18 protein-coding genes are annotated in these 20,740 nt (G+C 54.6%); 9 read left to right on the top strand and 9 right to left on the bottom strand.

Annotated features, from left to right (window positions below):
• Positions 1 to 3: 3 nt before the first annotated feature.
• Positions 4 to 1,983, bottom strand: a complete 1,980-nt coding sequence (locus tag Q3O12_RS00355) for a monovalent cation:proton antiporter family protein (protein WP_301668820.1) — start codon at positions 1,981 to 1,983, stop codon at positions 4 to 6.
• 148 nt (positions 1,984 to 2,131) lie between these two features.
• On the opposite strand from Q3O12_RS00355, the gene Q3O12_RS00350 reads away from it, so the two are divergent.
• Together Q3O12_RS00350 and gap are read left to right on the top strand one after the other, a co-directional pair.
• Positions 2,132 to 2,971: an RnfABCDGE type electron transport complex subunit B gene (locus tag Q3O12_RS00350; protein ID WP_301668819.1), complete on the top strand. Its 840-nt coding sequence runs from the start codon at positions 2,132 to 2,134 to the stop codon at positions 2,969 to 2,971.
• A 199-nt stretch (positions 2,972 to 3,170) separates the two neighbouring features.
• The gene (gene gap / locus Q3O12_RS00345; protein WP_002226927.1) at positions 3,171 to 4,202 is read left to right on the top strand and encodes a type I glyceraldehyde-3-phosphate dehydrogenase; all 1,032 of its coding nucleotides are present in this window, start codon (positions 3,171 to 3,173) and stop codon (positions 4,200 to 4,202) included.
• Between the two features lie 143 nt (positions 4,203 to 4,345).
• Here the strand turns inward: gap and aat are convergent, their stop codons facing one another.
• Both aat and fur read right to left on the bottom strand, forming a co-directional pair.
• Positions 4,346 to 5,071: a leucyl/phenylalanyl-tRNA--protein transferase gene (gene aat / locus Q3O12_RS00340; protein ID WP_301668817.1), complete on the bottom strand. Its 726-nt coding sequence runs from the start codon at positions 5,069 to 5,071 to the stop codon at positions 4,346 to 4,348.
• A gap of 69 nt (positions 5,072 to 5,140) precedes the next feature.
• A complete protein-coding gene (gene fur, locus Q3O12_RS00335; protein ID WP_002218609.1) occupies positions 5,141 to 5,575 on the bottom strand; it encodes a ferric iron uptake transcriptional regulator in 435 nt (144 codons plus the stop codon).
• A 218-nt stretch (positions 5,576 to 5,793) separates the two neighbouring features.
• On the opposite strand from fur, the gene Q3O12_RS00330 reads away from it, so the two are divergent.
• Positions 5,794 to 6,171 (top strand): outer membrane protein assembly factor BamE, encoded by a 378-nt coding sequence (locus Q3O12_RS00330; protein WP_301668816.1) that lies wholly within the window; start codon positions 5,794 to 5,796, stop codon positions 6,169 to 6,171.
• 9 nt (positions 6,172 to 6,180) lie between these two features.
• Positions 6,181 to 6,993: a 4-hydroxy-tetrahydrodipicolinate reductase gene (dapB, locus tag Q3O12_RS00325; protein ID WP_301668815.1), complete on the top strand. Its 813-nt coding sequence runs from the start codon at positions 6,181 to 6,183 to the stop codon at positions 6,991 to 6,993.
• 113 nt (positions 6,994 to 7,106) lie between these two features.
• Here the strand turns inward: dapB and Q3O12_RS00320 are convergent, their stop codons facing one another.
• Positions 7,107 to 7,517, bottom strand: a complete 411-nt coding sequence (locus tag Q3O12_RS00320) for a hypothetical protein (RefSeq protein WP_301668813.1) — start codon at positions 7,515 to 7,517, stop codon at positions 7,107 to 7,109.
• Positions 7,518 to 7,740: 223 nt separating this feature from the next.
• On the opposite strand from Q3O12_RS00320, the gene Q3O12_RS00315 reads away from it, so the two are divergent.
• Entirely contained in the window at positions 7,741 to 8,130 is a 390-nt protein-coding gene (locus Q3O12_RS00315; RefSeq protein ID WP_301668812.1) for a DUF596 domain-containing protein, read from the top strand.
• A 43-nt stretch (positions 8,131 to 8,173) separates the two neighbouring features.
• Here the strand turns inward: Q3O12_RS00315 and Q3O12_RS00310 are convergent, their stop codons facing one another.
• The 3 genes from Q3O12_RS00310 to Q3O12_RS00300 form a co-directional block, all read right to left on the bottom strand.
• Positions 8,174 to 8,332 (bottom strand): hypothetical protein, encoded by a 159-nt coding sequence (locus Q3O12_RS00310; RefSeq protein WP_301668810.1) that lies wholly within the window; start codon positions 8,330 to 8,332, stop codon positions 8,174 to 8,176.
• Between the two features lie 7 nt (positions 8,333 to 8,339).
• Positions 8,340 to 9,494: a lipid-A-disaccharide synthase gene (gene lpxB, locus Q3O12_RS00305; RefSeq protein ID WP_301668809.1), complete on the bottom strand. Its 1,155-nt coding sequence runs from the start codon at positions 9,492 to 9,494 to the stop codon at positions 8,340 to 8,342.
• Between the two features lie 65 nt (positions 9,495 to 9,559).
• Complete coding sequence (locus Q3O12_RS00300; protein ID WP_301668808.1) at positions 9,560 to 10,552, bottom strand: RluA family pseudouridine synthase; 993 nt, start codon at positions 10,550 to 10,552, stop codon at positions 9,560 to 9,562.
• Positions 10,553 to 11,044: 492 nt separating this feature from the next.
• Between Q3O12_RS00300 and Q3O12_RS00295 the strand changes: the two genes are divergently transcribed.
• Positions 11,045 to 13,792: an Rne/Rng family ribonuclease gene (locus tag Q3O12_RS00295; protein WP_301668807.1), complete on the top strand. Its 2,748-nt coding sequence runs from the start codon at positions 11,045 to 11,047 to the stop codon at positions 13,790 to 13,792.
• 607 nt (positions 13,793 to 14,399) lie between these two features.
• On the opposite strand, the gene pdxA is transcribed toward Q3O12_RS00295, so the two are convergent.
• A complete protein-coding gene (gene pdxA / locus Q3O12_RS00290) occupies positions 14,400 to 15,392 on the bottom strand; it encodes a 4-hydroxythreonine-4-phosphate dehydrogenase PdxA (protein WP_301668806.1) in 993 nt (330 codons plus the stop codon).
• A 159-nt stretch (positions 15,393 to 15,551) separates the two neighbouring features.
• Here pdxA and Q3O12_RS00285 point away from each other — a divergent pair, with 159 nt between their 5' ends.
• The 3 genes from Q3O12_RS00285 (at position 15,552) to rnhB (ending at position 19,767) form a co-directional block, all read left to right on the top strand.
• Positions 15,552 to 16,979 carry an alanine/glycine:cation symporter family protein gene (locus Q3O12_RS00285; RefSeq protein ID WP_301668805.1) on the top strand — a complete coding sequence of 476 codons (1,428 nt, stop codon included), beginning with the start codon at positions 15,552 to 15,554 and terminating at the stop codon, positions 16,977 to 16,979.
• A gap of 239 nt (positions 16,980 to 17,218) precedes the next feature.
• A complete protein-coding gene (mnmG, locus tag Q3O12_RS00280) occupies positions 17,219 to 19,114 on the top strand; it encodes a tRNA uridine-5-carboxymethylaminomethyl(34) synthesis enzyme MnmG (protein ID WP_301668879.1) in 1,896 nt (631 codons plus the stop codon).
• Positions 19,115 to 19,182: 68 nt separating this feature from the next.
• Positions 19,183 to 19,767: a ribonuclease HII gene (rnhB, locus tag Q3O12_RS00275; protein WP_301668804.1), complete on the top strand. Its 585-nt coding sequence runs from the start codon at positions 19,183 to 19,185 to the stop codon at positions 19,765 to 19,767.
• Between the two features lie 362 nt (positions 19,768 to 20,129).
• Here rnhB and Q3O12_RS00270 read toward each other — a convergent pair whose 3' ends face one another.
• A complete protein-coding gene (locus Q3O12_RS00270; RefSeq protein ID WP_301668802.1) occupies positions 20,130 to 20,501 on the bottom strand; it encodes a hypothetical protein in 372 nt (123 codons plus the stop codon).
• Between the last annotated feature and the right edge of the window lie 239 nt (positions 20,502 to 20,740).

Genomic DNA, 20,740 nt, shown 5'->3' with positions numbered 1-20,740 from the left:
CATTCAATCGCCTTGCAAACTCCAGTTTTCAAACGAAATAATTTCATCCTTTTTGCCGACGACGACTAATATGTCTCCGCCTTCCAAAACGAAGGAAGGAACGGGATTTTCAATCCTCGCGGTACGGCGGCGGACGAACAGCAGTTTGATGCCGTGCCTGTCCAAAGGCAGTGCGCCGATTGTTTTTCCGACGGCATAAGCCTCTTGCACCAAAGAAAAAGCATGGCGGCAAACCGTTTTTCCGTTTTCCCCGAATCCCGCTTCGTCGTCGCTGCCGACAAACAGCCCCTCCAACGCGGCATAACGGCTGTGGCGGATATTTGCCATCGTCTGATAGACGTGCCGGTACGACGCGCCGTTGCCCAACATCGCATAGCCTGCCAGCACGAGTCCGGTTTCTTTAGTGTCGGACACAGCCTCTTCCGCGCCCATATCGGTAAACGTTTTCACATAATCGTCGTCGGTGGCGCGCGCATACACAGGCATATTGGGATACATGGACAGCACATTGTCTAAAACGTGTTGCGTTTCGTGCATATTGTTGAGCGTAACCACCACCATTTTCGCCCGTCCCAGACCGGCAGCTTCCAATACTTCCCTGCGTTTCGCATCGCCGAACGACACCGGCTCGCCCGCACTTCTGGCTACCTGCACGCGCGCAATGTCCAAGTCGAGCGCGAAATACGGAATATCCTCTTGGGCGAGGACGCGCCCGACCGTCTGCCCGCCCCTGCCGAAACCGACAATCAGCACATGGTCGGACTTGCTCATGGTTTCTACCAGCATACTGTGCAGATCGAGCGATTTCATGTCCCAGCTCGACTTGATCAAACGTCCGACCAGCGCATCGCTGCTGCCCAAGAGGAAGGGCGCGATAATCATCGACAGCAGAACCGCCGCCGTCGCCGCCTGTTCCAATTCGGGCGAAACCATATCAAGCTGCCCGGCAATGGCCAGCATCACGAAGCCGAACTCGCCGCCTTGCGCGAGATACAAAGCCGTTTTGAGGCTGTCGCTGACCGAATGTTTCATTTTGAAGGCAATGGCAAACACAACCAGTGCCTTCAACACCAGCAGCATTGCCAACAGCATCAATACCTGCCGCCAGCCGCCGATCAATGCCTGAATGTCCAGCTTCATGCCGACCGTGATAAAGAAAAAGCCGAGCAAAATATCGCGGAACGGGCGGATGTCGTCTTCGACTTGGAAACGGTATTCCGTTTCCGAAAGCAGCATCCCCGCCACAAACGCGCCCAACGCCATCGACAGCCCTTCCAACGCCGTCAGATAAGACACGCCCAGCGTTACCAGCAGCACATTGATCATAAAGAGTTCGGACGATTTGCGTTTTGCCACCATCCTGAACCATCGCGACATAATTTTGCTGCCGACGAAAAACAGCAGCCCCAGCGTCAGCAGCATTTTTGCAAACGCCAAACCCAAGGCCGCCCAAATATTTCCGTCCCCTCCGCCAGCCAGCGCGGGAATCAGAATCATCAGCGGCACGACGGCGATGTCCTGCATCAGCAGCACGCCCATCGCCATCTGACCGTGCGGCTGCCCCAATTCCGTCTTTTCCGACAAAATCCGGCTCACAATCGCCGTGGACGACATCGCCAACGCGCCCGACACGGCAAACGCCCAATTGAACGGCACGCCCGTCAGCATCAGTATGCCCATTACCGACAGCATCGTAATGCCGACCTGCAAACCGCCCAGCCCGAACACCAGCCGCCTCATCGCCCTCAACTTGGGCAGCGAGAACTCCAAACCGATGCTGAACATCAGGAACACAATCCCGATTTCGCCCAAATAATCCGTCGCATGGCTTTTCGGAATCAGGCTGAGCATACCGGGCCCCGCCAAAAAGCCCACCAGCAGGTAGCCCAGCATGGAGGGAATGTTGAACTTGCGGCACAGGATCACCGTAATGACCGACACCAGCAAAACAACCACAATAGGGGCAAGCGAAAATTCGTTCATAGACCGTCCGAACAGGAAAATACAGAAAAATGCCGTCTGAAACGGCATACGCCGCTGTATTATAACAAAACACCGCGCATCATCCGAAACGGGCGCGGCATACAATTCTGCTAAAATACGCCCTTTCGATTTTGAGCCGCACACCGACATGACCGCCACAGCCGCCGCCATAGACCGCCTGCTTCCCCAAACACAATGCCGCGAATGCGGCTACGACGGCTGCCTGCCCTACGCACAGGCAGTCGCAACAGGCGAAGCGTACAACCTCTGTGCCCCGGGCGGCGCAACCGTCGTCCGCGACCTTGCCGCCCTGCTCGGCAAACCCTTTGTCGCACCCGCCAAAACCCAAGCCAAAGCACTCGCCCGGATAGACGAAACCGCCTGTATCGGCTGCACCGCCTGCATCCGCGCCTGCCCTGCCGATGCCATTATGGGCGCGGGCAAACTTATGCACACCGTCATCGCCGACGAATGCACCGGCTGCGGACTCTGCGTCGCCCCCTGCCCCGTCGACTGCATCCATATGCAGCCCGTTGCCGATACCGTCCTGCCCCGCGCGCGCCGCTTCAGCCTGTCCGCCGACAGCCGTTTTGCCGCCGCCGAACACGCGCGCGCGCGCTACCTCAAACGCAACGAACGCAAACAGCGCGAAGCCGACGAACGCAAGGCCATGCTTGCCGAACGCGAAGCCGCCGTCCGCAACGCGCGTCCGCAAACCCCCGACACACCGAAAAAACCGGCGTTTAACCCTGCCGACCTCATCGTCAAAGCCATGGCAAAAGCGCAAACCCAACAAGACCGCCTCGCCGCCGCCGACAACCGCAAAGACTATCAGGCAAAACAGATAGCCGAAGCCCGCGAACGCGCCGAGTTGCGCCGCGCCCAACGCGATATGAAATACGGCAGCGACAGCGAAAAAGCCGCCGCCCTCGAATATCTCAAACAATACAAAGCCAAACAGGAAGCCGCACAGAATACCGCCTCCTGACCCTTCCCCGACATGCCGTCTGAAGCCGCTTCAGACGGCATTTTATCAAGCTCTCCGTCCGCCGCACCCGTGCCGTCCGCATCTTACCGCCCACCCTTCCGGCAGCGCCGTTTTCAATAAAATATTAATTACACGCCACTACAAATTTGCTATAATCCGCCCCGAAAATCTACCCAACCCCTCGACAAAGGAACAAACCATGGGCATCAAAGTCGCCATCAACGGCTACGGACGCATCGGCCGCCAGGTTTTGCGCGCCATCTACGATTATCAGATTCAAGACCAACTCCAAATCGTCGCCGTCAACGCCAGCGGCAGCCTTGAAACCAACGCCCATCTGACCAAATTTGACACCGTGCACGGACGCTTTGAAGCCGACGTATCCCACGACGGCGGCAACCTCATCGTCAACGGCGACAAAATCCCCTTCTTCTCGACCCGCAACCCTGCCGAACTGCCGTGGAAAGAACTCGGTGTCGATTTGGTCATGGAATGCACCGGCGCGTTCACCAGCAAAGAAAAAGCCAAAGTTCATCTGGAAAGCGGCGCGAAAAAAGTCCTCATTTCCGCACCGGGCGGCGACGATGTCGATGCAACCGTCGTGTACGGCGTGAACGACAGCGTCCTGACCGCCGACATGACCGTCGTTTCCAACGCTTCCTGCACCACCAACTGCCTCTCGCCGGTTGCCAAAGTGTTGAGCGAAAGCGTCGGCATCGTCAAAGGCGCGATGACCACCATCCACGCGCTGACCAACGACCAAACCGTTACCGACGTGCGCCACAAAGATCTGCGCCGCGCCCGCAGCGGCGTGGAAAACATGATTCCGACCAAAACCGGCGCGGCAAAAGCCGTCGGTTTGGTACTGCCCGAATTGAAAGGCAGACTCGACGGGCTTGCCATCCGCGTGCCGACCGTCAACGTATCATTGGTAGATTTGAGCTTCCAAGCCGCGCGCGACACCACAGTCGAAGAAATCAACGCACTGATGAAAGCCGCCTCGGAAGCAGGCGCGCTCAAAGGCGTTTTAGGCTACAACACCCTGCCCTTGGTTTCCATGGACTTCAACCACACCACCGAAGCCAGCCACTTCGACGCAACGCTGACCAAAGTTGTTGACGGCAACATGGTCAAAGTGTTCGCTTGGTATGACAACGAATGGGGCTTCAGCTGCCAAATGCTGAACACCGCACGCCGTATGTTCGGACTTGAAGTGCGCCCGCTCAAATAAGCAACAAACCGTCAAACAAAATGCCGTCTGAAACCCGATGTTTTCAAGTTTCAGACGGCATTTTTCACCGTGATTTTACCCGGCTGCCGTCATTTCCAATTTTAATCCGCCATATTTGAACCTGACCAGAGCATAAGCCGCCATCAAAGCCCCTTGCACACTACTTCGCGCCGCCCGATTTCCTCTTTCAACGGCACGGCGTTCAACATCCGCAGACGTTCGGCAAAATCCGCAAACGGCAGCAGCTCCGAACCGAAACGGCGCATATGTTCCGTGTCCTGCTGGCAGTCTATCAGTCCCACGCCCAAATCCGCCAAAAACGGCACGGCGCAGGCAAACGCGATTTTCGACGCATCCGGCTGCAACGCAAACATCGACTCGCCATAAAACACGCTGCCGATCTGCACGCCGTAAAAGCCGCCCGCCAACCTCGTTTCACCGCTTTCATCGGGATAATGGCACTCGAAAGAATGCGCGTGTCCCATTTCGTGCAGCTTCAAATATGCCGTCTGAAACTCGGGCGCAATCCAAGTCCCGTCCTGATTCGGGCGCGCCGCTGCCGCACAATGCGCGACCACCTCCGCAAAACAGCCGTTGACCGCAACCCGATAGCTGCCGTTGCGCAAGGTTTTCGCCAGCGAGCGCGGAACGTGCAGACGTTCGGGGACAATCACCGCACGCGGGCCGACCGCATACCAAAAAAACCAACCGTCCCGCGAAAACCACGGAAACACGCCGTTCCGATACGCCTCAAGCAGCCTCCCCGCATCCAAATCCCTGCTCACGCCGACCAGCCCGTCGCACCGGGCCAAAGTATAGGCAGGATCGGGAAAGGCATAATCGTCAGGGGCAAGCAGCGGAATACGCATGGCAGTTCTCCAAAAACACAGACGGCATCCAAAATCATGAATGCCGTCTGAACAACAAACCGTCCGGATTTAACGTTTGCCCTTGGCCTGACAGTCGCTGCACACGCCGTACATATAAAGCGCGTGATCGACGATGCGATAGCCGTTTTCCTCGGCGATTTTGTCCTGCAGGGCTTCGATTTCGGGATTGTGGAACTCCGTAACCTCGCCGCATTTCACACAGACGATATGGTCGTGGTGGTCGCCCTTGTCCAACTCATAAACCGCCTTGCCCGTTTCAAAATGGTGGCGTTGCAGAATGCCCGCCTGCTCAAACTGGGTCAGCACGCGGTAAATCGTCGCCACACCGATTTCCACGCCCTCTTCCAGCAGAATGCGGTACACATCTTCCGCACTCAAATGCTCTTCCGCGTGCGTCTCGAACAAATCCAAAATCTTCAAACGCGGACCGGTAACCTTCAGACCGCTGTCTTTCAGTTGTGCAATATTGTTGAATTTTTCCATAATATTCAATATCCCTGTAAAACAATAGACGTTATAATACGCAATTTCGGCCTGTTTGCCCACTATCGCACCATAGCAGTTTGCAATAGTAAAACCGCACCGGCGGCCGATGCGCGGACAGGGCGGATACCGCTCGGGCGCATGATTATCGTTTGCTTTTATAAAATATTCAAGCAGTGCTACACTAGACATCCCGATTTGCACAGAAAGGTACTCCCGTGAACAAAACCCTCATCCTCGCCCTTTCCGCCCTGCTCAGTCTGACCGCGTGCAGCGTCGAACGCGTCTCGCTGTTTCCCTCCTACAAACTCAAAATCATCCAAGGTAACGAACTCGAACCGCGCGCCGTCGCCTCCCTCCGCGCCGGCATGACCAAAGACCAAGTCCTGCTCCTGCTCGGCAGCCCCATACTGCGCGACGCATTCCATACCGACCGCTGGGACTATACTTTCAACACCTCCCGCAACGGCATCATCAAAGAACGCAGCAATCTGACCGTCTATTTTGAAAACGGCGTGCTCGTCCGCACCGAAGGCGATGCCCTCCAAAATGCCGCCGAAGCCCTCAAAGACCGCCAAAACACAGACAAACCATAAGGAACACACATGACACCACCGCTCAAAATCGCCATCGCCGGCGCAAACGGCCGCATGGGGCGCGTATTGGTTGAAGCCGTCAACAACCATCCCGACACCGTCCTTTCCGGCGCGCTCGAACACTCAGGCTCCGAAGCCCTCGGGCTGGACGCAGGCTACGCCGTCGGACTCAAAACCGGCATCGCCATTTCAGACGACGTTGATGCCGTTCTCGCACAAAGCGACGTACTCATCGACTTTACCCGCCCCGAGCCGACCCTCAAACACCTGCAAAAATGCGTTGAAAAACAAGTCAACATCATCATCGGCACAACAGGCTTCGATGATGCGGGCAAAGCCGCCATCCAAGCCGCAGGCGAAAAAACAGGCATCGTTTTTGCCGCCAACTTCAGCGTCGGCGTCAACCTCACCTTCCACATCCTCGACACCGTCGCCCGCGTATTAAACGAAGGCTATGACATCGAAATCATCGAAGACCACCACCGCCACAAAGTCGATGCCCCCAGCGGCACAGCATTACGAATGGGCGAAGTCATCGCCGGCGCGCTCGGCCGCGACCTCAAACAATGCGCCGTTTACGGCCGCGAAGGCCACACCGGTCCGCGCGATCCTTCCACCATCGGCTTTGCCACCGTCCGCGCAGGCGACATCGTCGGCGACCACACCGCCCTCTTCGCCACCGACGGCGAGCGCGTGGAAATCACCCACAAAGCCAGCAGCCGCATGACCTTTGCCGCCGGTGCCGTCCGCGCCGCAGTTTGGGTAAACGGCAAAACGGGTTTGTACGATATGCAGGACGTACTCGGGCTGAACAACCGTTAACCCCCATACAAAATGCCGTCTGAAAAGATATTGTTCAGACGGCATTTTGCCGACAGGCTCCGTATCGGCATATCAATAAAGTTGCTTGCGCAGCATGACAAGCTACGGCTCGTTTAATTGAAACTCTCCTGATCTAAAAATTCCAACTCTATTTCCCGGCAAACTATATATATGCTAAAACCGGTCGGAAGATCATACCTACCGCCTATCACTTCCAGCGCACCTCCATAATCCAAGATTTCATCATCCTGCTTTAATTCGCCAAGTTCCAATGTATTATCGATATCTTTATCTTGGCTCTTTGTAGCGTATCCATAGACAAATTTCAGATAGCTGAACTGTTTGAATTTAATTTTTACCCAGTCTGAATAATTAGGCATAGGGATTTCTTGAGGTAAATCTGGATAATCCACACAATTGACGATGATATGAAATTCATCGTTTTTTAAAGTATAGTTTAATAGAGTGCCCTCATATATATACAGAAATTGATAATCTTTTTTTGGAATAATATAAGTTATCATATTATTTTACCATTTTCAAAAACAATGGTTTTAAGATTTTTTGAGTCCAAGTTGGTTCCACTACTCTTATGAAATTTCAGTTGTTTAAACTCTTCCTTCATTTTAAGGAATTTTTCAACTAGCCGAGAACAAACTGGAGCAAAATGGGTGATTGAGTTTAGGAATCAACCTGATTCAGTACGTGGGCAAAGATTAGAATTAAAATTTAGATAAAGGTTACGTTATGAATGTGAAGATAAAATATAATCTTTTAGAATATTGTGAATATTTAGGTGGTATTTTTGGTGTTTATAAAAATTATTTAAATATGGATATCAAAGATCCAAATTTAAAAATTAGATTTTTTGATTTTTTGGAAGAACTTTTATCAGATGGTGTTATTGAATTATGTGATTATCGTGAAAACCCTCCAAAAATATTAACCGGTTCGCCAAAAACACAGGTAGATGAATTAAGAAGAATTTGGCCGGATATGGGAGAGATGTTGCTATATTTTCCAGATAATCCTTGGTTTTATGTAGAACATTTTTGGTGGGGAGCAACTTGCCCTATTGAACTGACACAATTGCCTAAAATAGAAATTTACGAAGAACAAATGAAACAAGGTAAGTAAGCGTATTAGTATAAGCTATAATCATAAATCATATATAACAAAATTAATCAGTTAACAGACCATTATATTTTAACCTTAATCCCATTCGGGCCAGTTCTGTTTCATTTGGAATTCCTCTTAAATATTTATTGGTTGCTGTGCCATTAATCACAATCTCTCCCCCTTTTTTTGTAATACGTGCTGCTTCGGGAAAATAATCCATTAACCGCTCAACATCCCGCCTCTTCCAAAACCGCGCGCGCGGCCAAATCCGCCGTATCTTTTTTCAACAGCAGGTGCAACGCCATGAAATCCTGTTGCAGCGCGGCAACCTTATCGGGGTGTTCGTACCAGTCCGCCAACGCCGCCGCCAGTTTTTCCGGTTTTGCTTCAGATTGCAATAATTCCGGCACAGCCTCCTTACCCAACAGGATATTCGGCAGGCCGACATGCGGCACTTTGATTTTGCGTTTCACATAAGCATAGGTCAGCGGCGAAATCTTGTAGCTGATGACCATCGGGCGCTTGCACAGCGCCACCTCCAAAGTTGCCGTACCGCTCGTTACCAGCACCGCATCCGCCGCCCTGCACACCGTTTCAGACTGTCTGTCGGTTACCGTCAGCGGCAATCCGGCAAACTCCGGCCGCTGCAAAACTTCCGCCAAACGCCGCTTCGTCGCCTCAGTTGCGGCAGGCAGCAGGAAGCGTGCGGCAGGATAGCGTTTCAACAACAATAATGCCGTCTGAAAAAACACCGGCGCCATATAGTCGATTTCGCTGACGCGGCTGCCGGGCAGCAGGGCGAATACGGGGATGCCGGCATCCACGCCCAAAGTTTGCCGCGCCGTTTCACGGTCGTCTTCCAAGGGCATAAGCTGCGCCATCGGATGACCGACAAACTCCGCACGTCCACCCGCATCGAGATAAAGCTGCGGCTCCATCGGGAACAGGCACAGCACGCGGTTGACCTGATGCACGATTTTGCCCACGCGTTCGCGCCGCCACGCCCACACCGACGGGCTGACATAATGCACGGTCGGAATCCCCGACCGTTTGAGCCGCTCCGCCACACCCAAATTAAAATCGGGCGCATCGATACCGACAAACACATCAGGTTTCAACGACAGCAAATCCCGTACCAGCCCCCTGCGTATCCGTAAAATTTCCGGCAGCCGCCTGACCACTTCGACAAAGCCGCGCACCGCCAGCCGCTCCTGATCATAAAGGCTCTCGAAACCTTCCGCCTTCATCAGTTCCCCGCCGATGCCGGTAAACCGCGCCTGCGGGCAACGCTTTCGGATGGCGCGTATCAGGTGCGCCCCCAACAGGTCGCCCGACGCTTCGCCGACACTGACGGCAATCAAAGGGCTTTTTTTATCAACCATATTCGTTCTTCTTCACATACTTTCACGTCCCGATGCCGTCTGAAGGCTTCAGACGGCATCGGGGTTCACATTTTCGTCCCGTTTTCCAACATCACCGCAAACTGCGCCAAGTCCGGCGGCAGCTCCGCCTTCAACACCAGCGGCTCACCCGTGAGCGGATGGTTCAGGTGCAGCTCGGACGCGTGCAAAAACATCCGCTTCAAACCCAACTTCTGCAAACGCCGGTTCGCCTGATAATCACCGTAGCGTTCGTCGCCCGCAATCGGACAGCCTTGAGATTGCAGGTGGACGCGGATTTGGTGCGTACGACCCGTTTTCAGCGTTGCCCGCACCAAAGTCAGGTGCGACAGCCCGACACCGTGCAAAATGCCGTCTGAAAAACGGCTTAACACACGGAACACCGTATGCGCAGCCTGCCCGTCCCCGCTGACACGCACCATCTTTTCGCCTTGTGCGCCCGTGTATTTGAACAGCGGCAGCCTGACGTGGAAATTGTCGTCCGGCAGCTTGCCCACGCCCAATGCGAGATAGATTTTTTTGGGGTGGTCGTTGCGGATGGCTTCGTGAAGTTTGACGAGCGCGCTGCGTTTCTTCGCCACCATCAACAAGCCGCTCGTATCCTTGTCCAAACGGTGGACCAACTCCAAATACTTCGCCTCCGGACGGGCGCGGCGCAACTGTTCGATAACGCCGAAACTCACGCCGCTGCCGCCGTGTACCGCCACGCCGGAAGGCTTATCGATCACCAACAGCGCGTCGTCTTCGTAAACAATGTCAAATTCGCGCGCCGGCACGGCGGCACGCCTTTCAGACGGCATTTCCTTCTCCGCCGCGCGCACAGGCGGAATCCGCACCGTATCCCCCTCCGCAATACGGCTGTCGGGTTTGCAGCGTTTCTTGTTCAAGCGCACCTCGCCGGCGCGGATAATGCGGTGGATATGGCTCTTGGGCACGCCCTTGAGGATTTTTATCAGATAGTTATCAAGGCGTTGCCCCGCCTCGTGTTCGGCAACCGCTATCAGGCTGACCGAACCTTTGCTTATTTCGTGCGTTTTCATCTATAATCCGAACATCCGTTTCAGCAGAAAGCGCGCCCGCCGCGCCCCCTGAAACGGTTTACTTTAAAACGGAATTTTATATTAAAAAAGCACTCCGCAAAGCATTTTCCCTGCGCCTGTTCCCAGCCGGCAGGCGCAGAACGTAGTCAAGTTTGAATTGATTTTGCCGTTTCGGTGCGGAAGTAAGACGGCAGCCGGACCCCAAGTCCCAAACGCAAACCGCCCAAAACACAGGCATCACGATAACAAGAAGAAGCCGGCACCCATTTTTCCGACCGCAGCGTTCGGAACGCGGCAGACAAACCGCCGCATCGATCTTTATAGCCTTCTGTATCCGACCCTTCCGCACACGGTTCTCCGGAACGTGCATCCCTGCGGATTTTCAACTCAAAAACTGATTACCGGTTTTATCCGAAAACATCGGAAAACCCAGCCTTACGGAATGCCGAACCGGACCGGCGCGCCCGAATGCCGCCCGTCCACGAGGTGATCATGAAAAGAATGTTATTCAACGCAACGCAGGCTGAAGAGCTGCGCGTTGCCATCGTCGACGGACAAAACCTGCTGGATTTGGACATCGAAACGCTGGGCAAAGAACAGCGCAAAGGCAATATCTACAAAGGCATCATTACCCGCATCGAGCCGTCGCTGGAAGCGTGTTTCGTCGATTACGGAACCGACCGCCACGGCTTCTTACCGTTTAAAGAAGTCTCCCGCTCATACTTCCAAGACTACGAAGGCGGGCGCGCGCGCATTCAGGACGTGCTCAAAGAAGGCATGGAAGTCATCGTCCAAGTCGAAAAAGACGAGCGCGGCAACAAAGGCGCGGCGCTGACCACCTTCATCAGCCTCGCAGGACGCTATCTCGTACTGATGCCCAACAATCCGCGCGGCGGCGGCGTATCCCGCCGTATCGAAGGCGAAGAGCGTCAAGAACTCAAAGCCGCGATGGCGGAACTCGACATTCCGAACGGCATGAGCATCATCGCCCGCACCGCAGGCATCGGCCGCAGCGCGGAAGAGTTGGAATGGGACTTGAACTACCTCAAACAACTCTGGCAGGCGATCGAAGAAGCAGGAAAAGCACATCACGACCCCTACCTGCTCTTTATGGAAAGCTCGCTGCTGATCCGAGCCATCCGCGACTATTTCCGTCCCGACATCGGCGAGATTTTGGTGGACAATCAAGAAGTTTACGACCAAGTTGCCGAGTTCATGAGCTACGTCATGCCGGGCAATATAGGCCGTCTGAAACTCTACGAAGACCACACGCCGCTGTTTTCCCGCTTCCAAATCGAACATCAAATCGAAAGCGCGTTTTCGCGCAGTGTCAGCCTGCCTTCCGGCGGTGCGATCGTCATCGATCACACCGAAGCCCTCGTCTCCATCGATGTGAACTCCGCACGCGCCACACGCGGCGCGGACATCGAAGACACCGCCTTCAAAACCAATATGGAAGCCGCCGAAGAAGTCGCCCGCCAAATGCGCCTGCGCGACTTAGGCGGCTTGGTCGTCATCGACTTCATCGATATGGAAAACCCCAAACACCAGCGCGATGTGGAAAACGTCCTGCGCGACGCGCTCAAAAAAGACCGCGCCCGCGTACAGATGGGCAAACTCTCCCGTTTCGGACTTTTGGAATTGAGCCGCCAACGTTTGAAACCGGCTTTGGGCGAAAGCAGCCATGTTGCGTGTCCGCGCTGTGCCGGCACCGGTGTCATCCGCGGCATCGAATCGACCGCCCTGCACGTTTTGCGCATGGTTCAGGAAGAAGCGATGAAGGACAACACCGGCGAAGTGCGCGCCCAAGTGCCCGTCGATGTCGCCACCTTCCTGCTGAACGAAAAACGCGCCGAGCTGTTTGCGATGGAAGAACGCTTGGATGTGAACGTCGTCCTGATTCCAAACATCCACCTCGAAAACCCGCACTACGAAATCAACCGCATCCGCACCGACGACGTAGAAGAAGACGGCGAACCGAGCTACAAGCGCGTTGCCGAGCCTGAAAAAGACGAATCCGCCAAACCGTTCGGCGGCGAAAAAGCCAAAGCCGCCCGCCCCGAACCCGCCGTCAAAGGCGTGCACCACACCAGCCCCGCCCCGACTGCCGCCCCCGAGAAAAAAACCTCCTGGTGGGACAGCTTCAAAGCATGGCTCAAACGCATTTTCGGCGGCAGCGAAACCCAAGCCGCACCCGCTGCCGAAACCTCCGAAAAACGCAGCACGGCAAACCGCAGCGGCAGCCGCGCCAACAACCGCCGCCAAAACCCGCGCCGCAGCAAACGCGAAGGCAGCAAAGTAGAAGTCCGCGAAGTGGCAGGCAAAACTGCCGGACAGGAAGCGCGTGCCGACAAAGCCGAAACGCGCAACAACGGCAACCGCCGCCGCAACGAACGCAGCGACCGCGCCGACGAAGCGGAAATCCAAGGCCGCAACGTACAGCCTGCCGCAACCGTTGCAGATGCCGCACCGTCCGAAACCGAAGTTCAGACCGGCAAACGCCGCCGCAACAGCAACCGCAACGAACGCGGCCAAACCGCGCCGGAAACCGCCGCCGTTGCCGAAACAGCCGTTCAGACAGCGGAAAACACGCCGTCCGAACCGCATACCGCAGAAGACAAAGGCAGCAAGCCCAAATCCGAACGCAACCGCCGCGAACGCGACAGCCGCGATGCCAAAGAACGCCGCGAACGCAACAATCAGCGCGACCGCCGTCAAAACGGCAAAAAACGCAATATCCCGTCTGCCGCCAAAATCGAGCAGTACCTGAATATTCACGACACCGCCGACAAAGTCCGTTCCGCCGCCGCACACGTTTTCGGCGAAACCGACGCAAACGCGCCGATTACCGTCAGCATTGCCGAACCGCTCATCGCCACACCCGTTCAGACGGCATCTCCCGCCGTTTCAAACGGCGACGCACTGGTTTATGATGCGGCAGAAAAAATCCGCCGTGCCGCTGCCGCCATCCTGCCCGAAGGCGCGACACCGAAAGCCGCAACACAGGAAATGCCGTCTGAAACCGCAACCTTTACGGCTGCGGCGGAACAGGCACGGGAAACCGCACAAACCGGCGGACTCGTCCTGATCGAAACCGACCCTGCCGCATTGAAGGCGTGGGCGGCACAACCCGAAGTCCAAGCCGTACGCGGTTTGCGCCGTTCCGAACAGCCCAAGCCGGAAGAAGCCGCAACCGTCCCTGCCGAAGAAATGATCCAAGTCGAAACCCGGCAAGGCTGAACCGACGGCGGCAAAAAGAGGTTCTGTTCCGCAGAACCTCTTTTTTACATAGATTCGGATACCTGCAATGCCGTCTGAAACTTCACCATTCCCGTGATTACCGAAACATTCCGCCATTCCCGCAACCTTTCGTCATTCCCGTGAAAACGGGAATCTAGAACCTCAAACTTTCGGATAATCTTTGAATATTGCCGTCGCCCAAAGGCCTGGATTCCCGCCTACGCGGGAATGACGGTTTAGAAGTTGCCCGAAACCTCAAAAAAACCGAAACCGAACAAGCCGGATTCCCGCAACATTTCGTCATTCCCGTGAAAACGGGAATCTAGAACCTCAAACTTTCAGATAATCTTTAAATATTGCCGCTGCCCGAAGGTCTGGATTCCCGCCTGCGCGGGAATGACGGCGGAGGATGGACGATGCCGTCTGAAACTTCGCCATTCCCGTCATTCCCGCAACCTTCCGCCATTCCCATAATTACCGCAACATTCCGTCATTCCCGTGAAAACGGGAATCTAGAACCTCAAACTTTCAGATAATCTTTGAATATTGCCGCTGCCTGAAGGTCTAGATTCCCGCCTGCGCGGGAATGACGGGTCTTTTATCATCTTTAAAGGCTGCCGCGCGCCATCTCGACGGCGGTCTCCACGGCAGTTATCAGGCTGCCGGAATCCGCCCTGCCGGTTGCCGCCAGATCGAGCGCGGTGCCGTGATCGACAGAGGTGCGGATAAAGGGCAGGCCGAGCGTGATGTTCACGCCCTGCCCGAAACTGTGGTATTTCAACACGGGCAGCCCTTGGTCGTGGTACATCGCCAATACGGCATCCGCACCTTCGAGCATAAACGGTTGGAACAAGGTATCCGCCGGATACGGACCGGCAAGGTTTATCCCTTCGCGGCGCAGGTTTTCAAGCGTGGGGATAATGGTGTCGGTTTCTTCGTGTCCGAGGTGTCCGCCCTCGCCGGCGTGGGGGTTGAGTCCGGCAACGAGGATTTTGGGATTTTTGATGCCGAATTTGTGTTTTAAGTCGTGATGCAAAATGCGTGCGACGCTTTCAATCAACGGCCGCGTGATGGCGGCGGCAACGTCTTTCAGCGGCAGGTGGGTCGTTACGAGGGCGACGCGCAGGCCTTTGCCGGCAAGCATCATCACGACCTGCCCCGTGCCGCTTTTTTCCGCCAGATATTCGGTGTGTCCGCTGAAAAAACCTGTGCTTGCGCGCGCGTCGTTGATGATGCCTTTGTGCAGCGGCGCGGTAACGATGCCGTCGAAAATGCCGTCTGAAATGCCTGCGAGCGCGGTGTCTAGAAGTTGCAGCACATAGGCGGCGTTGGCGGGATTGAGTTTGCCCGCCTCAACCGCTTCGGCGGCAGGGATGTGCAGCACTTCCAGCTCGCCTTCTTCGGGCGCGCCGCCTGATTCCGGATCAAAGTCGCGCAAGACGACGCTTTTGCCCAAGGCTTCGGCGCGCGCGCGCAACAGGTTTTTGTCGCCCAATACCGCGCAGCGGCAGGGCAGGCGTGCAAATGCCAAGTCCAAACAAATATCGGGGCCGATGCCGGCGGGCTCGCCCGAGGTAACGGCAAAAACAGGCTGTTTCATCGTGTCTGCTCCAAACAAAATGCGATTCTAACGCCGCAGGCGCGCGGCGATGTAAATTTTTCTGATTTTGTTGACAATCTGCTAGAATAGGCGTTTACAAAATTTAAAGCCTGCTTACATACCGCCATATGTGTGGATTTCAACTTTAAAGGAAGCAATATGAACGGAAACTTTACCGAATGGCTGCACGGCTGGGTCGGCGCCATCAACGATCCGATGTGGTCGTACTTGGTCTATATGCTTTTGGGCACGGGGATTTTCTTCACCGTCGCCACGGGTTTTGTCCAATTCCGCCTGCTCGGACGCAGCATCAAAGAAATGCTCGGCGGCCGCAAACGGGGGGACGACCCTCACGGCATCACGCCGTTTCAGGCATTTGTAACCGGACTCGCCAGCCGCGTGGGCGTGGGCAACATCGCGGGCGTGGCCATCGCCATCAAGCTCGGCGGGCCGGGCGCGGTGTTTTGGATGTGGGTAACCGCCTTAATCGGTATGAGTTCGGCGTTTGTCGAATCTTCGCTGGCGCAGCTGTTTAAAGTCCGCGACTACGACAACCACCATTTCCGGGGCGGCCCCGCCTACTACATCACGCAAGGCCTGGGTCAGAAATGGCTGGGCGTGTTGTTCGCCTTGAGCCTGATTTTCTGCTTCGGCTTTGTGTTTGAAGCGGTTCAGACCAATACCATCGCCGATACCGTCAAAGCGGCGTGGGGCTGGGAGCCTCATTATGTCGGCGTCGCCTTGGTCATTTTAACCGCGCCGATTATCTTCGGCGGCATCAGGCGCGTATCTAAAGCGGCGGAAATCGTCGTGCCCCTGATGGCGGTTTTGTACCTCCTGATGGCATTCTTCATCATCGTTGCCAATATTTCCCTGATTCCCGACGTATTCGGTCAGATTTTCGGCAACGCGTTTAATGTCGAAGCGGCGGGCGGCGGCTTCCTCGGCGGTCTGATTTCGCAAACGATGATGATGGGCATCAAACGCGGCCTGTATTCCAACGAGGCGGGTATGGGTTCCGCGCCGAACGCCGCCGCCGCCGCCGAAGTGAAACACCCTGTTTCGCAAGGTATGATTCAAATGCTGGGCGTGTTCGTCGATACCATCATCGTCTGCTCATGCACCGCCTTTATCGTCCTGATTTACCAACAGCCTTACGGCGATTTGAGCGGTGCGGCACTGACGCAGGCGGCGATTGTCAGCCAGGTGGGGCAATGGGGCGCGGGCTTCCTCGCCGTCATCCTGTTTATGTTTGCCTTTTCCACCGTTATCGGCAACTATGCCTATGCCGAGTCCAACGTCCAATTCATCAAAAGCCATTGGCTGATTACCGCCGTTTTCCGTATGCTGGTTTTGGCGTGGGTCTATTTCGGAGCGGTTGCCAATGTGCCTCTGGTCTGGGATATGGCGGATATGGCAATGGGCATTATGGCGTGGATCAACCTTGTTGCCATCCTGCTGCTCTCGCCCTTGGCGTTTATGCTGCTGCGCGATTACACCGCCAAGCTGAAAATGGGCAAAGACCCCGAGTTCAAACTTTCCGAACATCCGGGTCTGAAACGCCGCATCAAATCCGACGTTTGGTAAATCCCGCCCTTACCGGAGCCGCTTCTTCACGAAGCGGCTTTTCTCTTCCCGCGCGCACTGTAAAAACAGGGCGAACAAGCGTACAATCCCAAACCTTTACTTTTGAATCCATTTCGTTTTTCAGACGGCATATTGAATATAGTGGTTTAACAAAAATCAGGACAAGGCGAGGCAACGCTGTACTGGTTTTTGTTAAACCACTATAAATGCCGTCTGAAACACCGTCAGGCAATACACACATGACCCACATGATTTACCCCAAAACCTACGACGTTATCGTCGTCGGCGGCGGCCACGCAGGCACGGAAGCCGCACTCGCCGCCGCCCGTATGGGCGCGCAGACGCTTTTGCTCTCACACAATATCGAAACGCTCGGACAAATGTCGTGCAACCCCTCTATCGGCGGCATCGGCAAAGGGCATTTGGTACGCGAACTCGACGCGCTCGGCGGCGCAATGGCGTTGGCAACCGACAAATCCGGCATCCAGTTCCGCCGCCTGAACGCCAGCAAAGGCGCGGCCGTCCGTGCCACGCGCGCGCAGGCAGACCGTATCCTATATAAAGCCGCCATCCGCGAAATGCTGGAAAACCAAGAAAATCTGGAGCTTTTCCAACAAGCCGTCGAAGACGTAACGCTCGAAGGCGAACGCATCGGCGGCGTAATCACCGCGATGGGCGTGGAATTTAAAGCACGCGCCGTCGTGTTGACCGCCGGCACGTTTTTGTCCGGCAAAATCCACATCGGTTTGGAAAACTACGAAGGCGGCCGCGCCGGCGACCCCGCCGCCAAATCCTTGGGCGGTCGTTTGCGCAAATTGAACCTGCCTCAAGGCCGTCTGAAAACCGGCACGCCGCCGCGTATCGACGGGCGCACGATTGATTTCTCCCAACTGACCGAACAGCCCGGCGACACGCCCGTTCCCGTCATGTCCGTACGCGGCAGCGCCGATATGCACCCGCGCCAAGTGTCCTGCTGGATTACGCATACCAACACGCAAACCCACGACATCATCCGTTCAGGCTTCGACCGTAGCCCCATGTTCACCGGCAAAATCGAAGGTGTCGGCCCGCGCTACTGTCCGTCTATCGAAGACAAAATCAACCGCTTCGCCGACAAAGACAGCCACCAGATTTTCCTCGAACCCGAAGGCCTGACCACGCACGAATACTATCCTAACGGTATCTCCACCAGCCTGCCGTTCGACATCCAAATCGCGCTCGTCCGCAGTATGAAAGGTTTGGAAAACGCCCATATCCTGCGCCCCGGCTACGCCATCGAATACGACTACTTCGATCCGCGCAACCTCAAAGCCAGCCTCGAAACCAAAACCATTGCCGGATTGTTTTTCGCCGGGCAAATCAACGGTACGACAGGTTATGAAGAAGCCGCCGCGCAAGGACTGCTAGCGGGCGCGAACGCCGTGCAATACGTCCGCGAACAAGACCCGCTCCTGCTGCGCCGCGAACAAGCCTATCTCGGCGTATTGGTGGACGACCTCATCACCAAAGGCGTGAACGAACCCTACCGCATGTTCACCAGCCGCGCCGAATACCGCCTGCAACTCAGGGAAGACAACGCCGACATGCGCCTGACCGAAGACGGCTACAAAATCGGCTTGGTGTCCGAAGCGCAATGGCGCATGTTCAACGAAAAACGCGAAGCCGTCGAACGCGAAATCCAACGTTTGAAAACAACGTGGTACACACCGCAAAAACTCGCCGAAGACGAACAAATCCGCGTATTCGGACAAAAACTCAGCCGCGAAGCCAACCTGCACGATTTGTTACGCCGCCCGAACCTCGACTACGCCGCGCTGATGACGCTCGAAGGCGCAAGGTCGTCTGAAAACCTGTCTGCCGAAGTCATCGAACAAGTCGAAATCCAAGTCAAATACCAAGGCTATATCGACCGCCAAAACGAAGAAATCGACAGCCGCCGCGACATCGAAACATTAAAACTGCCAGACGACATCGATTACAGCAAAGTCAAAGGCTTATCCGCCGAAGTGCAGCAAAAGCTCAACCAGCACAAACCCGAAACCGTCGGTCAAGCCAGCCGCATTTCCGGCGTAACACCTGCCGCCGTCGCACTGCTGATGGTGCATTTGAAGCGCGGGTTTAAAGACGCGAAATAAACACATCGGTACGATGCCGTCTGAAACCATTTTCAGACGGCATTCCTACTATCCCAACAGGAAACATCATGCACATACTGACCGCCGGCGTGGACGAGGCAGGACGCGGACCTTTAGTCGGCAGCGTGTTTGCCGCCGCCGTCATCCTTCCGGAAACATTCGACCTGCCCGGACTGACCGACTCCAAAAAACTCAGCGAGAAAAAACGCGACGCACTTGCCGAAATGATAAAAAATCAGGCGGCCGCGTGGCACGTCGCCGCCGCCTCGCCCGAAGAAATCGCCAGCCTCAACATCCTGCACGCCACCATGCTCGCGATGAAACGCGCCGTTGACGGTTTGGCTGTGCGTCCCGAAAAAATATTCATCGACGGCAACCGCACTCCCAAACATTTGAACATCCCTGCCGAAGCCGTCGTCAAAGGCGACAGCAAAATCATCGAAATCTCCGCCGCATCCGTTTTGGCAAAGACCGCCCGCGATGCGGAAATGTACGCACTGGCGCAACGCCACCCCCAATACGGTTTCGACAAACACAAAGGTTACGGCACGAAGCAGCATTTGGAAGCCCTCAAACAATACGGCGTGCTGCCCGAACACCGCCGAGACTTCGCCCCCGTCAGAAACCTGCTCGCGCAACAGACGTTGTTTTAAACCGGCATAAAAATGCCGTCTGAAGCCTTCAGACGGCATTTCCAGCATCGCAACTTCAAAGAGAAAGAACCCAAACCGTCATTCCCGCGCAGGCGGTAATTTATAGTGGATTAACGAAAATCAGGACAAGGCAACGAAGCCGCAGACAGTACAGATAGTACGGAACCGATTCACTTGGTGCTTCAGCACCTTAGAGAATCGTTCTCTTTGAGCTAAAGCGAGGCAACGCCGTACTGGTTTTTGTTAATCCACTATAGTTTTTTGGGTTTCAGTTGTTTTTAAGTTTTGGGAAACTTCCCAACCGCCATTCCCGCGAAAAACAGAAAATCAAAAGCGTGGGCAACAAGTTGCGTACGCTACGCTCACTGCCAAGAAACAATTTTACCGTTTTCAATTTTTGGTAAATTATCTTGTAACGCACAAAAACCAAAACATTTTTGTGTGAATTTCGTCCTGAATTCTGTTAATTTATCAATGAACTCTTGTTCATTTTCCTTTGTTTGAAACGAAAATTCATCTTGTAACTTTTCATAATCGAAATGACCCATTTCATCACAATATAATTTATCAAATTCATCTGCTAGCCAAATGCACAATTCTTTCAGATGATTGTCTGATAAAATTTCCTGTGGTAATAATTCTTCACACCAATCGTTTTCAATAATTTCATCATTTTCATCATAAAACCATACTGGAAAACAGTGAAATTCAAGTAACAATCTTATTTTTTTCATTTAACTACTCTTTTGGGGTTGGCACCAACAATAAACCCATTATTGCCTATATCAATAGCCACACGGTGTTTTGTGCCGTTATAGGTGAATTCATATATAGGTCTTGTGCGTTGCATTCCTACAATTTGTCCATTTTTAACCGCAGTCATCAAATAATTAGGAATTTCAGATAAAGAAACCTAAAATCCGTCATTCCCGTGAAAACGGGAATCCAGTCCGGTTTCCGTTTTTTTTTTTTT

It is taken from the genome of Neisseria benedictiae (assembly GCF_958267435.1).
Taxonomy (GTDB): domain Bacteria; phylum Pseudomonadota; class Gammaproteobacteria; order Burkholderiales; family Neisseriaceae; genus Neisseria; species Neisseria bergeri.
This window is presented reverse-complemented; position numbering and strand designations above follow the sequence as displayed.

Coding starts and splice junctions, on each gene's coding strand:
- Q3O12_RS00355 (WP_301668820.1), bottom strand. CDS start 1,983: ATGAACGAATTTTCGCTTGCCCCTATTGTGGTTGTTTTGCTGGTGTCG.
- Q3O12_RS00350 (WP_301668819.1), top strand. CDS start 2,132: ATGACCGCCACAGCCGCCGCCATAGACCGCCTGCTTCCCCAAACACAA.
- gap (WP_002226927.1), top strand. CDS start 3,171: ATGGGCATCAAAGTCGCCATCAACGGCTACGGACGCATCGGCCGCCAG.
- aat (WP_301668817.1), bottom strand. CDS start 5,071: ATGCGTATTCCGCTGCTTGCCCCTGACGATTATGCCTTTCCCGATCCT.
- fur (WP_002218609.1), bottom strand. CDS start 5,575: ATGGAAAAATTCAACAATATTGCACAACTGAAAGACAGCGGTCTGAAG.
- dapB (WP_301668815.1), top strand. CDS start 6,181: ATGACACCACCGCTCAAAATCGCCATCGCCGGCGCAAACGGCCGCATG.
- Q3O12_RS00320 (WP_301668813.1), bottom strand. CDS start 7,517: ATGATAACTTATATTATTCCAAAAAAAGATTATCAATTTCTGTATATA.
- Q3O12_RS00315 (WP_301668812.1), top strand. CDS start 7,741: ATGAATGTGAAGATAAAATATAATCTTTTAGAATATTGTGAATATTTA.
- Q3O12_RS00310 (WP_301668810.1), bottom strand. CDS start 8,332: ATGGATTATTTTCCCGAAGCAGCACGTATTACAAAAAAAGGGGGAGAG.
- lpxB (WP_301668809.1), bottom strand. CDS start 9,494: ATGGTTGATAAAAAAAGCCCTTTGATTGCCGTCAGTGTCGGCGAAGCG.
- Q3O12_RS00300 (WP_301668808.1), bottom strand. CDS start 10,552: ATGAAAACGCACGAAATAAGCAAAGGTTCGGTCAGCCTGATAGCGGTT.
- Q3O12_RS00295 (WP_301668807.1), top strand. CDS start 11,045: ATGAAAAGAATGTTATTCAACGCAACGCAGGCTGAAGAGCTGCGCGTT.
- pdxA (WP_301668806.1), bottom strand. CDS start 15,392: ATGAAACAGCCTGTTTTTGCCGTTACCTCGGGCGAGCCCGCCGGCATC.
- Q3O12_RS00285 (WP_301668805.1), top strand. CDS start 15,552: ATGAACGGAAACTTTACCGAATGGCTGCACGGCTGGGTCGGCGCCATC.
- mnmG (WP_301668879.1), top strand. CDS start 17,219: ATGACCCACATGATTTACCCCAAAACCTACGACGTTATCGTCGTCGGC.
- rnhB (WP_301668804.1), top strand. CDS start 19,183: ATGCACATACTGACCGCCGGCGTGGACGAGGCAGGACGCGGACCTTTA.
- Q3O12_RS00270 (WP_301668802.1), bottom strand. CDS start 20,501: ATGAAAAAAATAAGATTGTTACTTGAATTTCACTGTTTTCCAGTATGG.